Origin of the sequence: Clostridium sp. CX1 (assembly GCF_025398335.1) — a bacterium.
GTDB lineage: Bacteria > Bacillota > Clostridia > Clostridiales > Clostridiaceae > Clostridium_AM > Clostridium_AM tanneri.
In genome coordinates, this window is record NZ_JAODOO010000031.1 from 1 (window position 1) to 14,668 (window position 14,668).

Consider the following 14,668-nt stretch of genomic DNA (forward strand, 5'->3'; position numbering starts at 1 on the left):
ACTCTCAAAAATTGATAGAGATATCTAGTGATTATGGCGAGAAGGTAACACCCGTTCCCATTCCGAACACGATGGTTAAGCTTCTCAGCGCCGATGGTACTGCTCGGGAGACTGAGTGGAAGAGTAGGACATCGCTAGGTTAAATATGGATCTTTAGCTCAGTTGGTTAGAGCAACCGGCTCATAACCGGTTGGTCCGGGGTTCGAGTCCCTGAAGGTCCACCATGAAAAAGACAATGCTACAAAAGCATTGTCTTCTTTTTTATGATAATATTTTTTCTATTTTTTCATTTGAAGTATCTAAAGTATCTAGGTAGTCCTTAGTTTCAGAGATAATAACTGCTCTTAGACCTATTATACCAATTAGATTAGGTATTGCCATTAAGCCATTAACTATATCTGCTAGTTTCCATATTAAGTCTAATTTTAAGAATGGAATTGCACCAGCAGCTATAATTATTATAAATATTACCTTATAATATTTGATAGCTTTTACACCAAATAAGTACTCAGTACACCTTTCACCGTAGTAATTCCATCCAAGAATTGTAGTAAAGGCAAAGAATATAAGTCCTATGGTTACTATAAACTGACCTGCTGCTGGAAAAAGGGGGAGTCCAGTTGTAAAAGCTAAGTTTGTCATATCTGCTCCTGCAGTATTGGAACTCCAAGCATCAGTAACAATAAGTACAAGTCCAGTCATTGTACAAATTATAATAGTATCGATAAAGGTTCCTGTCATAGATGCAAGGCCCTGTCTTACACAGGATTTTGTTTTAGCTGCTGCCGCTGCTATAGGGGCACTTCCAAGACCGGATTCATTTGAAAACACACCTCTTGATATACCACTTTTAATTGCCATCATAACAGTGGCACCTAAGAATCCACCGGTAGCTGCTGTTGAAGTGAAGGCACTTTTAATAACTAGTAAAATAGCAGCAGGTAGTACTTTAATATTAATAACTAGTACTAAAAGTGAACCTAAAACATAGAATATAGCCATAAAAGGCACAATGAATTCTGCAGTTTTAGATATGCTTTTTATTCCTCCTAAAGTAACCATTGCAACTAGCACAGTAATTACAGCAACTGTAATTATTATAGGTATATTAAAACTTATTTTAACAGCTTGAGATATGGCATTTACTTGAGTAAGGGTACCGATTCCAAAGAAGGCAACACCAATTCCAAATAAGGCAAAAAATTTAGCAAGTATCTTATTATTAAGACCTCTTTCTATATAATACATTGGTCCTCCAGACATTTGTCCATTAGCGTCTACAACTCTATATTTAACAGCAAGAAGTCCTTCTGCATATTTTGTTGCCATACCAAAAAAGGCTGCCAGCCACATCCAAAAGAGTGCTCCTGGTCCTCCAACCTTAATAGCTGTTGCTACACCTACAATGTTTCCAGTACCAACAGTAGCAGAAAGAGCTGTACATAATGCAGCAAAACTAGATACATCACCCTCTGCGCTGTTATCATCCTTAAATACATATTTAAAGGCTAATCTGAGTTTTGTAACTTGAATAAGTTTTAGACTGAAGGTAAGGTATATACCTGTACCTACTAGCAAGATAAGTAGTGGTGGGCCCCAAATAAAGGAGTTCACCTTGTCCAATAGTTCCATGAATTTTTCCATTTGAAAAACCTCCTAAAAATATTAATTTTTAGGACAGTAATAGGATAGGGTTTAGAGTAAAACTGCAGACTGTATATTTAACATATACAATAGAGATAATTGCAGCATCTAATTAAAATGCCCGTCCTCTGTCCTTTTACCTGAGAGTTTCATTGCAAAATGCAATTTGCTCCTTCGGTGCTCATAAGAGTCTCTCCAGAGGCTCGTCCAATAGCGGTCCACACTAATATATTAGTACCTGAAAGATTTACTTCTTCGGTGGATGATAATCTATCATCTCTCTCCCACTATCTTCATCCGAACTATGAAGTTTTGATGTTATTTATACTAACATATTAACTTGTTGCAATCAACCTTATTTACAAAATGTTTACAACGAAGGTTTTATTAGTAAGAGGAATGAGCTGTTATAATTAAGTATTTGTATTTACAAAGTTTAAGCCAGAGTTTTACTTGGTAAAAGTTAAAACTCTGGCTTTATTATACTCATTATTATAATAGGAGTATATTTTGTTTTTCACATTCTTCTATCATTTCCTGAGGCCATAGAGCAGCTTGAACTTCACCAATATGGGCCTTTTTTAAAAAGAACATACAAATTCTTGATTGACCTATACCACCACCAATTGTATAAGGCAGCATTCCGTTTATAAGCATTGAATGATATTCAAGTTCTCTTCTTTTTTCACAGCCACTGCTTTCTAACTGTCTTATAAGGGCATCTTCATCAACTCTTATACCCATTGAAGATAGCTCAACAGCCCTGTCTAAAACTGGGTACCAGAAAAGTATATCTCCGTTTAACTCCCAATCATCGTAGTCTGGTGATCTGCCATCATGTTTTTCACCGGATTTTAAGGTTTTACCTATTTGTGAAATGAATACTGCTCCATACTCTTTTGCTATGGCATCTTCTCTTTCCTTTGCAGTAAGTTCTGGATATCTATCTTCAAGTTCCTGGGAGGTTATGAAGGTAATTTTTTCTGGAAGTATGGGCTCTATTGTAGGATATAATTTGTGTATAAATTGCTCTGTATCCTTAAATACTCTATATATAGCTTCTACAGTACTTCTCAAAGTTTCAGTTGTTCTATCTTTTTTATCTATAACTTTTTCCCAATCCCATTGATCTACGTATATAGAGTGGAGGTTATCTAGCTCTTCATCTCTTCTTATGGCATTCATATCTGTATAAAGTCCTTCTTTAGATTGAAAGCCGTATCTTTTAAGTGCAATTCTCTTCCATTTTGCCAGGGACTGAACAATTTCTATATCTGAATCATCTATAGCTTTTGCATCAAAAGCTACTGGTCTTTCTACGCCGTTTAAGTTATCGTTAACACCGGTGGTGCTTTTCACAAATATTGGTGCTGAAACCCTTGTAAGGTTAAGTTCTTCAGCAAGTCTTCTTTCAAAGAAATCCTTAAGCTTTTTTATTCCTCTTTCTGTTTCTAAAACATTGTGTACAGGTTTGTATCCTTCTGGTTTAATTAATGAACAGTGTAGCGTTTCCATAATCAATTCCTCCTATAAATTAATACTAAATTACTATATTTTTAAAAATAAAAAAGCCTTTCCATCCCATAAAAGGGACGAAAGGCAAACTTCCGCGGTACCACCCAAATTAGCTAATTAGCTCACTTTAATCAGTACGGAATAAAATTCGATACTGTCCAGGATTTAACGGTCTGGCTCCGTCTAAGCCTACTTTCAAAGGATTTCGGTTAGAAACTCCGAGATGTTCTTCATATATAGGTATTATATCAGGCTTCCACCGTCCCCGACTCTCTATAAATATTCCTACAACTACTCTTCTCTTCATAGTATTTAAGTTGTTTGAATTTTTTTATTGTTGATCTGTTGAATAAATTATAATTCTATTTTAATAATATGTCAATATTAATTTATTACTTTTTTTATAAAAACATTAAAAATATTTTTAGCATTACATTCTTTTATTGACTGTTTACTATTGATTTTATATTATTATTAACAAAGTGTCATTTTATATACTATAATATTAGTTTTGAAAAAGTGTCATAAAAGGAAAGTTTTAGCTAGTTATGTTGTTTAGTTATGTTGTTTAAATGTATATATTTTTTATCCTTAGCAGAGGAAAAAATGAACAATTTATTGGCTATTTTACTTATAGAATTTTAATAGGCCATATGATAAAATGAATGTACTACTTTGACTTTGTCTTAGAAAGAAGTAATGGCTTGAAAGTTTATAGAGCTATACAAGGGAAAAACAAAAAATTATAACTAATGCGGGGAATAGTATGAAAAGAATTAAAGTAACAGCAGTAATAGTAATAACTATAACTATTCTACTAGGATTTTATATAAGAGAAATATCATTAGAAACTACTAATTCCAATAATGTTAAAAGTAAAGTTGAAGAAGACATTCTTGCTTTTTCTGTTTTGGGAGATATACATGGTAATGTAGGGAAGCTAAGAAGTTCCATAAATGATTTATATAGCATAAATAATAATATGGATGCTATGGTATTAAATGGTGACAATGTAGATGAAGGATTACAGAATCAGTATGATGCAGTGAAAAGTACCTTAAGCAAAAATAGTAAACTACTTCCTAAAACTATAATTAAAAATATTGGCAATCATGATTATTTTAACTATGCTAGAGGTAAAAATGCACCGTCAGATGTTGAAAGTTTTATAAGGATGTATTCGGATTTCTCTGGTGAAAAATCAGTTTATCATGATACATGGATAAAAGGATATCATTTTATATCACTAGGTTCAGAATCAGGAAACACAAAGGAATTGGGAGCTGTAAATGCATATTTATCTGAAAAGCAGCTGGATTGGTTGAAGGAAAGATTAGCTGAAAAACATGAAAAAGGAAAACCTATTTTTGTATTTTTACACCAACATTTAGCTACAAGTATAAAGGGATGGAATGGAGTAGTGCAGAGAAAAGAGCTTAAGGAAATTTTATCCTCCTATCCTGAGGTTATCTTATTTACATCTCATACCCACGTTTTGCTAGAGGTAGATAACGTAAAATTAAATCAGCCCTTTACTACAGTTCATACAGGAGCAGTAAGTTATGGGATAATGCCAGAAGGGTACACTATAAAGAGACTTTATGGTGAAAGTCAAGGGTTATATGTAGAGGTGAAGGGAAACAAAACAGTTATAAAAGGCAGAGACTTTTCAAAAAAATCCTGGGTGTTTACAAAAGAAATAGATTTAAGTCCAAAATAATTAAGCATTATTGGTTCCAGAGAAGGTTAACTAGCTTTTCTGGAACCTTTTTATTATATATCTAGCCATGCTTCGCTGAGGAGTTTTATGCCTTCAGTAATAGCGTCGCCCTTCAAGCCTCCAAAGCCAATAATTATTCTAGGATGCACGCAGCTGCTTTTATTATATAGGTAAGTTGAATAAGGATATACCTTAACCCCTAGATCAGCGGCAGAGTCAACTAGCTCCTGCTCCTTCATTCCATTCTTAACTTCAATAAGAAGATGCAGTCCAGCATCCCTTCCAACAACTGTTACTCTGTCATCCATATACTGATTTATTGCATTCATAAGTATGCCATGTTTTTTACTGTAGATATTTCTCATTTTTCTTATATGACTTTCCCAATGGCCTCTCTCTATAAACTGTTGAAGTATTTGCTGGTTAAGTCTCGGAACAGATTGCTCATAAAAATAGTAGTCTTGATTGTAAAGTTTTAAAAGCCTTTCTGGAAGAACCATATAGCTTATACATATAGATGGAAGAAGATATTTTGAAAAAGTGCTGAGGTAAATTACATTATCAGAGTTTGATAAACCTTGCAAAGCGGGAATAGGTTTTCCATGATACCTATATTCACCATCATAATCTCCCTCAATTATTAAGCCATTCTCCTCTTCAGCCCATTTAAGCAGCTTTAATCTTTTTCCTATAGGCATAATAATTCCCCAGGGAAATTGCTTTGACGGGGTAATATATACTATTTTAGCACCACTGGACTTTAGCATTTCTATATTTATACCGTCCTTTTCTATAGGAATTCCTACTACTTCGAATCCTAAATTTCTAAATATTGATTTCATTTCTATACAACCAGGGTCTTCTATGGCAATTTTAAATTTTCTTAGACCTGCTAACTGGCAGATTATGCTTACAAGATGCTGAGCGGTAGAACCAATAACTACTTGTTCTTCTTCGCAGTAAACAGCTCTGCTATGTCGAAGATAAGCAGAAATTTCTTTCCTAAGCTTTACTTCCCCTCTAGTATCGTCATACTTAAATAGATATCCCCTCTCAGGGGTTAAACATTCTGTAGTAAGTTTTTTCCACACAGAAAAGGGGAAATTATCTAAATCTACAGAATTAGGGTCAAAATCATAATCATACTTAAGCTGAAGCTGAAATTCTTTCTTTATTTGAGGAGAAGTTTTTTCGCAACTGAAGTCTTTTTCTAGTTCAGATACATACAAACCACTGCGAGGTCTGCTTTCAATATATCCTTCGTCTACCAATTGCTGATAAGCGCTTTCAATAGTATTTTTACTTATCATTAAGTTTTGTGATAACTGTCGGATAGAGGGAAGACGGGTACCTACAGATATTTTGCCGGATTTTATTTCTTCTCTTATATATCTATATAGTTGACAATACATAGGTAAGTCCGAATCTTTTTTCAATATTGGGTTTAATTCTAACATTACTACCTCCAAAAATATAATTTTAACTTGGTGAATCATAGATAAGGTACTTTTTACTACAAACTGACCCCTTAAATATTAATAGATTTGTCACTTTGAATAATAACAGTTTGTGAATATAATTAATTATATCAAAGGCTAAATAGAATATAAAGTAATTTAATAATTGAAAAGAGAGGTTTTAATATGAGTAGTAATTTTAAGGCAACAATTAAACTGCCACAGGCAGTAGCACTGTATATTGGAGCAGTATTAGGGTCAGGTATATTGATAATCCCTGGACTTGCGGCAGAAATTGCAGGACCTGCTTCTCTGATGGCCTGGGCAGGAATGATGATTTTAGTGCTTCCGTTGGCACTTTCCATGGGGTTCTTATCTCAAAAATATCCTAGTGCAGGAGGGGTATCTCACTTTGTAACTAAAGCCTTCGGAGACAGAATGGGGGCAGTTATAGGATGGTTTTTCCTTATGTCTGTTCCAATAGGAGCACCTGTAGCCTCTATAACTGGAGCGGGATATTTCAGTTCAGCTTTTGGATTAGGACAAAGGTGGACTATTATTATTGCTGTAGCAATGCTTATGCTGGCATTAATCATAAACTTTATTGGTATGGATATTGCAGGAAGTATACAGGTAGCTGTTGTAATAAGTATTATATTAGTACTAGTACTAGCAGTAATTGGATCAATACCAAATATAGAACTAAAAAACTTTTCTCCCTTTATGCCAAAGGGAATAGCCAGTGTAGGAAAAGCATCTTCAATTCTCTTCTGGTGTTTTATTGGATGGGAAGCGGTGTCCCATTTGTCCGAGGAGTTTGTCAATCCAGAAAAGGATGTTATAAGAGCTACAATAATTTCTGCGATTATTGTAGGTATTCTCTACTTTATGACTGCTTTAGCTACCGTTGGAACTAATAGCTATGGAGCAGGATCACAAGCAGCTTTAGTTACTATAATAGGTAGAATATTTGGGCCAGCTGGAAAAGTAGTAATAGGTACTATCAGTCTGCTTATATGTACTGCTACAGTTATTGCCTATGTTGGAGCAGCATCGAGATTAGCATTTTCTCTATCGAAAAATGGAGAAGCACCTAAGTTTTTTGGATATGTCTCAAAAAAATATAATACGCCACTAGGAGGACTTATTTTCCTGGGGCTATCCTTTATTTTAGTAGTTACACTATACTCTCTAAAAATAGTATCTCTTACAAGTTTAATTCAACTTCCTAATGCCACATTCATACTAACCTATCTAGGTGGTTGTGCAGCAGGAATAGTGCTGCTTAAGGATAACAAAATAAAGTTCACAATAAGCCTTATCTCACTAATAGCAACAGTTGTTATTTTTATTTTTGCAGGATGGGCAATATTATATCCATTGATAATAAGCGTTGCTGTTATAATTGGTAAGTTAATAAGCAGGAAAAAGGTTCTTGCACAAGAGAATACCATATAACCCATAGGCCGTAACCTAATAAAGCAGCGTTGTTTTATTAGGTTATCTGCTCTTAAGGAGAATTTATCCTAATTACTTTTACCACTGGCTTATACACAGAATATGAGTTATAATTAAAAATGATAAGTACAGATAAGTAATGTAAGTTAAACTACTGAAGGGATAAATTTAACGATAGGAGAAAAGTTTATGAAAGATATATCTTCAATATTAATAAACATTTTAGTTATGGGGTTTATAGTGTATGGATTCGTAACCTTAGGTAGCAAAATAAGCACTTTTGGAATAATAATAAATAGTGTTGCAGCAACGGCTGTAATTTTTAGCACATATACAAATATCAAAAATATAAGAAATAAAAAGTCCGGTAAATAAATGAATAACTTAAAAGAGGTATGGCAGTTTTGCCATACCTCTTTTAAGTTATTCATTTATCAGCACTACAAGCCTAGTTACAATAATATTAAAGCCATTGTCAGTAACTTGAAGTATAGATTCTATAGCCCCTAAGGTGTCTGAATTGTACAAACCTATTATTCTTTGATTTGTAAGAAGGTAAAATACATCAGCTCCATTTAAGCTTAAAGGGGATAGGGCACCAAGGCTTAATACTCCGCCAACTTCCGGTTTTTTCAAAGTTCCATTTGGATTATAAAGGTTAGATAAATAATCCTTATCTCTTATAGCAGTAAGATCTATTAAACCCTTTAACTTTCCGTCCTCTGAAGTGATTTTAACTTTATAGTAATCCTGATAAACAGCATTATAGGTGCTCATTTCATTGAATTTGTCAACATCGAAAAGAGACTTGGTGATATTGTCCTTAAAGGAGTAAAGATAATTAAAGTAGTATCCACCGCTGCCTCCTGATGCGATAGACAAAAGCACTTGAGGAACTTTGTCCTCTGTAAATTTTCCGATGAATAAGGTTGGAGAATAACCATCATTATTCTCTGGTTTTACTACTATATCCGCAGCCGCTTTTTCATTTTTTATAGTAAGAGTTATGTCTTCAATAAAACCGTTTTCTCCATAAGGTTTTTTACCGGTGAGGGTGAGTGTTTCAAGAACTCCGTCACCATTTACGTCTGCGTATTTAGTTTGTAGTACATATACTTTGTCCGTTTGAAGCTCTTTAGGTATTCTGGTAAACATGAAAATCTCCTATTATTATTGCTATATACTATAGTATTCAAAAATAGGAAAAAGGTAAACAAATTATAGTAAATATGAGGGAAATGGAAATAGGTTAAAATAAGTTATTGTTTATGTTAATATATAAACTGAGATTGTTTGACAATTTTAAAAAATATATGCTGAAGTTAAAGATGAAAGGATAGAGTTATGAAAATAGAAAGAATAAGTAAAAGTACTACTATGTTTACCTTCGATAGTATCGAAAACTACTTAACCAGTGTTTTTTTAATAGAAAAGAAATCAAAAAACTATCTTATAGATACCTTCTGCGGTCCAGGCAGTATGGAAGCAATTATAAATCAATTAAACAGTAAAAAAGAAACAGTAGTAATTAATACTCACTTCCATTGGGATCATATATGGGGAAATTGTAGCTTTAAAGGAAGTAATATAATTGGTCATAGGCTTTGTAGAAAGCTATCAGATGAGTTATGGGAAGAACAAATAAATAAAAATACTAAGTATATTGATGGAAAAGTAGAAAAGCTCTTGCCCAATATAACCTTTGAAGAAAAAATTATCTTTGAAGAAGATGGTATAGAATTATTCTACAGCCCTGGTCACACAGTAGATAGTATCTCCATATTTGACCGGGAAGAGAAAGTACTATATGTAGGAGATAACTTAGAAAGACCTATAGTATATGTAGAAAGTGAGGACGTTTCTACCTATGTTAAAACTTTAGAAAACTATTTAAAGTACAATGCTAAAAAAATTGTAGCCAGTCATACTTCAAATTTATCAGAAGAAGATATATTTAGTACCATTAGCTATTTAAAAGATCTAATGGAAGGGAAAAAAGTAGACTTTGAATCAGAATATACAAGGACTGTACATAAACAGAATATGGATATGATATATAAAAATTAATTATTTAGTATAAAAAATCTCAGCACATTCATTTTGGATTATTATATTATACATGGTGAAAATTTTAAAATGTAATAAAGGGTGTTAATATTCTAACTATTCTTGAAAATGAAAAAATTGGTAAGTATAATAAAGGTATAATAAAAAAACTTCGGATGACTATAGCGTGAGATAACATTTGTTAACCGAAGGAGCAATAGTATAGTTCCACGGCTATATTAGAAACTCTCAGGTAAAATTAGCGCTGTAGGACGAAACTCTGGAAAGGCTGTTTGAATACAGAACCGATGGTGCAAGACATAGTTTGTGTCGAGACTCTCAGGTAAAGTTACAGAGGATATGTGGGTTAAATTAAGCTTTAACCTTCATATCCTCTTTTTGTCATGGAAAAAAATATTAGGGGGGCATTAAAAATATGGAACAATTGAAAAAAACTCCATTAATTGATTCTTATGAAAAATATGGAGGAAAAATAATAGACTTTGCAGGCTGGGCACTGCCTGTACAATATGAGGGAATAATACAGGAACATGAAGCAGTACGTACAAAGGCAGGATTATTCGATGTTTCCCATATGGGTGAGGTAGAAGTAATTGGGGAAGATGCATTTAGTTTTGTGCAAAATTTAGTAACTAATGATGTAAAGGCTCTTGTAGATAACCAAGTTTTATATACACCTGTTTGTTATCCTGACGGAGGAATTGTAGATGATATATTAGTGTACAGGTTTAATGAAAAACATTTTTTCTTAGTAATAAATGCAGGAAATATTGAAAAGGACTTTCAGTGGATGGTTGAGAACAAAGGCAAATTTAATGTAGAACTTAATAATATATCTCCTTCAGTGGTTCAGCTTGCAATTCAGGGTCCAAAGGCTGAAGAAATACTTCAAAAGCTTGTAGATACAAGTTTACAGGAGATCAAATTCTTTTTCTGTAAGAGGAATGTTTCAATTGGAGGGATAAAATGTTTAGTTTCTAGAACAGGCTATACTGGGGAAGATGGTTTTGAAATTTATACCTCCTCAGAAAAGGCAGTATCCTTATGGGATAAAATATTGGAAACTGGAAAAGAAGATGGATTAAAGCCTGCAGGTTTAGGCTGCAGAGATACCTTAAGATTTGAGGTAAACTTACCGTTATACGGAAATGAGTTATTGGATACAATAACCCCTCTGGAAGCAGGATTAGATTTCTTCGTTAGGCTGGATAAGGAAAACTTTATAGGGAAAGATGCCCTTGTGAAACAAAAAGAAGAAGGTTTAAAGAGAAAAATAGTTGGCTTTGAAATGAAGGATAGAGGTATTCCTAGACATGGCTATGAAGTTTTCGTCGGTGATAAGAAAATAGGTCAAGTTACTACCGGTTATCTGTCACCATCGTTGAAAAAGAATATAGGACTTGCTTTAATCGATTATGATTATTCTAATTTAGGAACCACAATCTTTATAAAGGTCAGAAATAAGCTTAGTGAAGCTGTGGTAGTTAGTAAAAAATTTTATAAAAAGAATTACAATAAATAATTTAAGGGGGATTTAAATATGAAGGTTTTAAAGGAATTACTTTATAGTAAGGATCATGAATGGGTAAAGGTTGAAGGAGATAAGGCTTATATAGGAATCACTGACTATGCACAGGATTCCTTAGGAGATATAGTTTTCGTTGAACTTCCGCAGGTAGGTGCAGAATTATCTAAGGAAGATACTTTTGGAGTTGTTGAATCAGTAAAAGCAGCATCAGATTTGTATACACCAATAAGCGGAAAAGTGATTCAAATAAATGATAATTTAGTAGATAGTCCAGAAGCAGTAAATGAAGATGCTTTTGGAAATTGGATGATAGTTATTGAACTTAATGATAAGTTAGAGCTTGAGGGATTATTAAATTCAGAAGAATATAAAAAAGTATGTGGTTAGGAGGTGTAAATATGCATCCATATTTACCTTTGACAGTGGAGGATCAGGAATTAATGCTAAAATCCATAGGAATTAACTCAATAGATGATTTATTTGAGGATATTCCAAAGGAAGTTCGTCTAAGTAAAGGATTAAATATTAATCCTTCTATGTCAGAGATTGAAGTAGAAAATTACATGAATAAGTTAGCTAATTTAAATAAAAACTGTGAAGAGCTAGTTTGCTTTTTAGGTGCTGGGGCTTATGATCACTATATACCTTCAATAATTAAACACTTAGTAGGAAGATCTGAGTTTTATACTGCCTATACACCTTATCAAGCAGAGATAAGTCAGGGAACACTACAGACAATATTTGAATATCAGAGTATGATAGCTAACCTTACAGGAATGGACGCAGCTAATGCGTCCATGTATGATGGAGCAACAGCAGCTGTAGAAGCTGCACAAATGGCTGTGGATACAACAAAAAGAAAGAATATTATTGTGTCTACTGCTGTTCACCCAGAAATAAGGAAGGTATTAAAAACTTACTGTAAATTTAAAAATCAAAAGGTAATAGAAATAGAGGAATTAGAGGGAGCTACTAATATAGAAAAGCTTAAAGCTGAACTTAATAAAGATGCAGCAGCCTTTATAGTTCAAACACCAAATTTCTTTGGAATAATTGAAGAATTGTCAGAAATAGAAAGGGTTGTACATGAAAATAAATCACTGCTAATTGTGTCTTGTGATCCTATTTCTCTAGGAATATTGAAAAATCCAGGAGAATACGGGGCGGATATAGCAGTAGGCGACGGTCAAGCTCTCGGCAATAATTTAAACTATGGAGGACCTTATTTGGGGTTCCTTGCTACAACTAAAAAACACCTTAGAAAAATTCCAGGAAGAATTGTAGGGGAAACTACAGACAAGGATGGTAAAAGAGGGTTTGTTTTGACTATGCAGGCAAGGGAGCAGCATATAAGAAGGGAGAAAGCTTCTTCAAATATTTGCTCCAATCAAGCTCTCAATGCTTTAACTGCATTAATATATTTAACAACCCTAGGTAAGCAGGGGTTAAGAGAAGTGGCAGAGCAATGTATACAGAAATCCCACTATGCTTTTAATGAGATAACAAAGAGCGAAAAATATAAACCAGTATTTAATAAGCCTTTCTTTAAAGAATTTGCAGTTTATACTAATAGTTCTGTGAAATATACTAATGAAGTTCTTTTAGATAATAATATATTAGGTGGATATCAGTTAGATAAAGAATATCCTCTTTATAAAGAAGCTATGCTTCTCTCTGTTACAGAAAAGAGAACTAGGGATCAGATTGATAATCTAGTAACTGCATTGGAGGGGATTAATGATGAAAGATTATAATAAGGTTATTTTTCAAATATCTAAAAAAGGAAGAAAGGCATATACCCTTCCAAGTTGTGATGTACCGGAAGTTTCTATGGAGAGTTTAGTTTCTGAGGGATTATTAAATAAGAAGGAACTAGAGCTTCCTGAAGTTAGTGAAGTAGATGTAGTAAGACATTTCACCGCTCTTTCTACTAAAAACTTTGGTGTGGATTCAGGCTTTTATCCATTGGGCTCCTGTACTATGAAATACAATCCTAAGATCAATGAAGATATGGCTGCATTACCTAAGTTTACAAGGCTTCATCCCTATCAGCCAGAAGAAACGGCGCAAGGTGCTTTAAGACTTATGTATGAATTAAGTGAAAAGCTTGGAGAAATAACTGGCTTTAAAAAAATATCTCTTCAACCAGCAGCAGGAGCCCATGGAGAGTTATCAGGACTTATGGTTATAAAGGCATATCATGAAAAAAGAGGGGATTTCAAAAGAGATAAGATTATAGTACCAGATTCAGCCCATGGCACAAACCCGGCTTCAGCATCAGTAGCAGGCTTTAAGGTTATAGAAGTAAAGTCAGATGCTGAGGGTGCTGTAGATATAGAAAGCCTAAAATCTCTTTTAAATGATGAAATAGCCGGTTTAATGCTAACTAACCCTAGTACCCTAGGACTCTTCGAAAAAAATATCACGGAAATAGCAAAGCTTGTACATGAAGCTGGGGGACTGCTTTATTATGACGGAGCTAATATGAATGCTATTATGGGAAAAACAAGGCCAGGAGATATGGGCTTTGATGTATGCCACTTAAATTTACACAAAACCTTTTCAACTCCACACGGTGGCGGAGGTCCGGGAAGCGGACCAATAGGTGTTAGAGGAGACCTGGCAGAATTCCTTCCTAAGCCTGTAGTGGCAAGGAAAGATGAAGGTTATTATTTAGACTATGACAGACCTTATTCTATAGGAAAGGTAAAAAGCTTCTATGGAAACTTTGGAGTTATGGTTAGGGCCTTTACTTACATCTTAACTATGGGGGCAGAGGGTCTTAGAAAGGCCAGTGAAACTGCGGTTTTAAACGCTAACTATTTAAGAGTAAAATTAAAGAATTACTATAGTTTAGCTATAGATGATATCTGTAAACATGAATTTGTGTTAGCTGGTTTAAAGGATGAAGAAAATCATATTACTACTTTAGATGTAGCAAAAAGACTCCTTGATTATGGATATCATCCTCCAACAATCTATTTTCCACTAATAGTCCATGAAGCCCTTATGATAGAGCCTACAGAAACAGAAACGATGGAAACTTTAGATGAATTTGTTAGCGCTATGATTGAAATTGCTAAAGAGGCAAAGAAGGACCCTGATTTGGTTAAATCTGCTCCTAACAATACTATTGTAAAGAGATTAGATGAAGTTAAGGCAGCAAGAACTCCGATTCTTAAGTGGAACTAATTTTATTATTAGCTTAAACAGTGCATATGCTGTTAACACCTATAAGTCGATGGGATAAAAATAAATCTAAACTTCCTTAAAGATTAA

The 14,668-nt window shown here is 33.8% G+C and carries 12 protein-coding genes, 1 tRNA gene, 1 rRNA gene, 3 riboswitches and 1 other annotated feature; of the genes, 10 read left to right on the forward strand and 4 right to left on the reverse strand.

Features of this window, described 5'->3' with window-relative positions; all coding sequences use genetic code 11:
• The first annotated feature begins 23 nt into the window (after positions 1-23).
• A 5S ribosomal RNA gene (gene rrf / locus N4T77_RS19575) occupies positions 24-140 on the forward strand.
• 7 nt (positions 141-147) lie between these two features.
• A tRNA-Ile gene (locus N4T77_RS19580) sits at positions 148-224 on the forward strand.
• A gap of 37 nt (positions 225-261) precedes the next feature.
• On the opposite strand, the gene N4T77_RS19585 is transcribed toward N4T77_RS19580, so the two are convergent.
• Positions 262-1,644 carry an alanine/glycine:cation symporter family protein gene (locus tag N4T77_RS19585; RefSeq protein WP_396125171.1) on the reverse strand — a complete coding sequence of 461 codons (1,383 nt, stop codon included), beginning with the start codon at positions 1,642-1,644 and terminating at the stop codon, positions 262-264.
• A gap of 118 nt (positions 1,645-1,762) precedes the next feature.
• Positions 1,763-1,853: riboswitch (glycine riboswitch) on the reverse strand.
• An 8-nt stretch (positions 1,854-1,861) separates the two neighbouring features.
• A riboswitch (glycine riboswitch) is annotated at positions 1,862-1,941 on the reverse strand.
• A gap of 195 nt (positions 1,942-2,136) precedes the next feature.
• A complete protein-coding gene (gene asnA, locus N4T77_RS19590) occupies positions 2,137-3,159 on the reverse strand; it encodes an aspartate--ammonia ligase (protein WP_261673550.1) in 1,023 nt (340 codons plus the stop codon).
• Positions 3,160-3,229: 70 nt separating this feature from the next.
• Positions 3,230-3,475 (reverse strand) — a binding site (T-box leader).
• Positions 3,476-3,925: 450 nt separating this feature from the next.
• Between asnA and N4T77_RS19595 the strand changes: the two genes are divergently transcribed.
• The gene (locus N4T77_RS19595) at positions 3,926-4,879 is read left to right on the forward strand and encodes a metallophosphoesterase (RefSeq protein WP_261673551.1); all 954 of its coding nucleotides are present in this window, start codon (positions 3,926-3,928) and stop codon (positions 4,877-4,879) included.
• 53 nt (positions 4,880-4,932) lie between these two features.
• On the opposite strand, the gene N4T77_RS19600 is transcribed toward N4T77_RS19595, so the two are convergent.
• The gene (locus N4T77_RS19600) at positions 4,933-6,336 is read right to left on the reverse strand and encodes a PLP-dependent aminotransferase family protein (RefSeq protein WP_261673552.1); all 1,404 of its coding nucleotides are present in this window, start codon (positions 6,334-6,336) and stop codon (positions 4,933-4,935) included.
• A 186-nt stretch (positions 6,337-6,522) separates the two neighbouring features.
• Here N4T77_RS19600 and N4T77_RS19605 point away from each other — a divergent pair, with 186 nt between their 5' ends.
• Together N4T77_RS19605 and N4T77_RS19610 are read left to right on the forward strand one after the other, a co-directional pair.
• Complete coding sequence (locus tag N4T77_RS19605) at positions 6,523-7,794, forward strand: amino acid permease (protein WP_261673553.1); 1,272 nt, start codon at positions 6,523-6,525, stop codon at positions 7,792-7,794.
• Positions 7,795-7,983: 189 nt separating this feature from the next.
• Positions 7,984-8,169 (forward strand): hypothetical protein, encoded by a 186-nt coding sequence (locus N4T77_RS19610; RefSeq protein WP_261673554.1) that lies wholly within the window; start codon positions 7,984-7,986, stop codon positions 8,167-8,169.
• A 48-nt stretch (positions 8,170-8,217) separates the two neighbouring features.
• On the opposite strand, the gene N4T77_RS19615 is transcribed toward N4T77_RS19610, so the two are convergent.
• Positions 8,218-8,949, reverse strand: coding sequence for a hypothetical protein (locus N4T77_RS19615; protein ID WP_261673555.1), 732 nt, complete (start codon positions 8,947-8,949; stop codon positions 8,218-8,220).
• Between the two features lie 189 nt (positions 8,950-9,138).
• On the opposite strand from N4T77_RS19615, the gene N4T77_RS19620 reads away from it, so the two are divergent.
• The 5 genes from N4T77_RS19620 to gcvPB all read left to right on the forward strand — a co-directional run bounded on the left by N4T77_RS19620 (position 9,139) and on the right by gcvPB (position 14,581).
• Positions 9,139-9,861, forward strand: coding sequence for an MBL fold metallo-hydrolase (locus N4T77_RS19620; RefSeq protein ID WP_261673556.1), 723 nt, complete (start codon positions 9,139-9,141; stop codon positions 9,859-9,861).
• Between the two features lie 249 nt (positions 9,862-10,110).
• A riboswitch (glycine riboswitch) is annotated at positions 10,111-10,205 on the forward strand.
• Between the two features lie 71 nt (positions 10,206-10,276).
• Positions 10,277-11,383: a glycine cleavage system aminomethyltransferase GcvT gene (gene gcvT, locus N4T77_RS19625; RefSeq protein ID WP_261673557.1), complete on the forward strand. Its 1,107-nt coding sequence runs from the start codon at positions 10,277-10,279 to the stop codon at positions 11,381-11,383.
• An 18-nt stretch (positions 11,384-11,401) separates the two neighbouring features.
• Positions 11,402-11,776 (forward strand): glycine cleavage system protein GcvH, encoded by a 375-nt coding sequence (gene gcvH / locus N4T77_RS19630; protein ID WP_261673558.1) that lies wholly within the window; start codon positions 11,402-11,404, stop codon positions 11,774-11,776.
• Between the two features lie 11 nt (positions 11,777-11,787).
• Positions 11,788-13,143, forward strand: coding sequence for an aminomethyl-transferring glycine dehydrogenase subunit GcvPA (gene gcvPA, locus N4T77_RS19635; RefSeq protein ID WP_261673559.1), 1,356 nt, complete (start codon positions 11,788-11,790; stop codon positions 13,141-13,143).
• On the forward strand, positions 13,130-14,581 hold the full coding sequence (gcvPB, locus tag N4T77_RS19640; RefSeq protein WP_261673560.1) for an aminomethyl-transferring glycine dehydrogenase subunit GcvPB: 1,452 nt from the start codon (positions 13,130-13,132) through the stop codon (positions 14,579-14,581). The genes gcvPA and gcvPB overlap by 14 nt, the downstream gene beginning before the upstream one ends.
• The last annotated feature ends 87 nt before the right edge of the window (positions 14,582-14,668 follow it).

Excerpts from the sequence above, each read along its gene's own strand:
- N4T77_RS19585 (WP_396125171.1), bottom strand. The coding sequence starts at position 1,644 with ATGGAAAAATTCATGGAACTATTGGACAAGGTGAACTCCTTTATTTGG.
- asnA (WP_261673550.1), bottom strand. The coding sequence starts at position 3,159 with ATGGAAACGCTACACTGTTCATTAATTAAACCAGAAGGATACAAACCT.
- N4T77_RS19595 (WP_261673551.1), top strand. The coding sequence starts at position 3,926 with ATGAAAAGAATTAAAGTAACAGCAGTAATAGTAATAACTATAACTATT.
- N4T77_RS19600 (WP_261673552.1), bottom strand. The coding sequence starts at position 6,336 with ATGTTAGAATTAAACCCAATATTGAAAAAAGATTCGGACTTACCTATG.
- N4T77_RS19605 (WP_261673553.1), top strand. The coding sequence starts at position 6,523 with ATGAGTAGTAATTTTAAGGCAACAATTAAACTGCCACAGGCAGTAGCA.
- N4T77_RS19610 (WP_261673554.1), top strand. The coding sequence starts at position 7,984 with ATGAAAGATATATCTTCAATATTAATAAACATTTTAGTTATGGGGTTT.
- N4T77_RS19615 (WP_261673555.1), bottom strand. The coding sequence starts at position 8,949 with ATGTTTACCAGAATACCTAAAGAGCTTCAAACGGACAAAGTATATGTA.
- N4T77_RS19620 (WP_261673556.1), top strand. The coding sequence starts at position 9,139 with ATGAAAATAGAAAGAATAAGTAAAAGTACTACTATGTTTACCTTCGAT.
- gcvT (WP_261673557.1), top strand. The coding sequence starts at position 10,277 with ATGGAACAATTGAAAAAAACTCCATTAATTGATTCTTATGAAAAATAT.
- gcvH (WP_261673558.1), top strand. The coding sequence starts at position 11,402 with ATGAAGGTTTTAAAGGAATTACTTTATAGTAAGGATCATGAATGGGTA.
- gcvPA (WP_261673559.1), top strand. The coding sequence starts at position 11,788 with ATGCATCCATATTTACCTTTGACAGTGGAGGATCAGGAATTAATGCTA.
- gcvPB (WP_261673560.1), top strand. The coding sequence starts at position 13,130 with ATGAAAGATTATAATAAGGTTATTTTTCAAATATCTAAAAAAGGAAGA.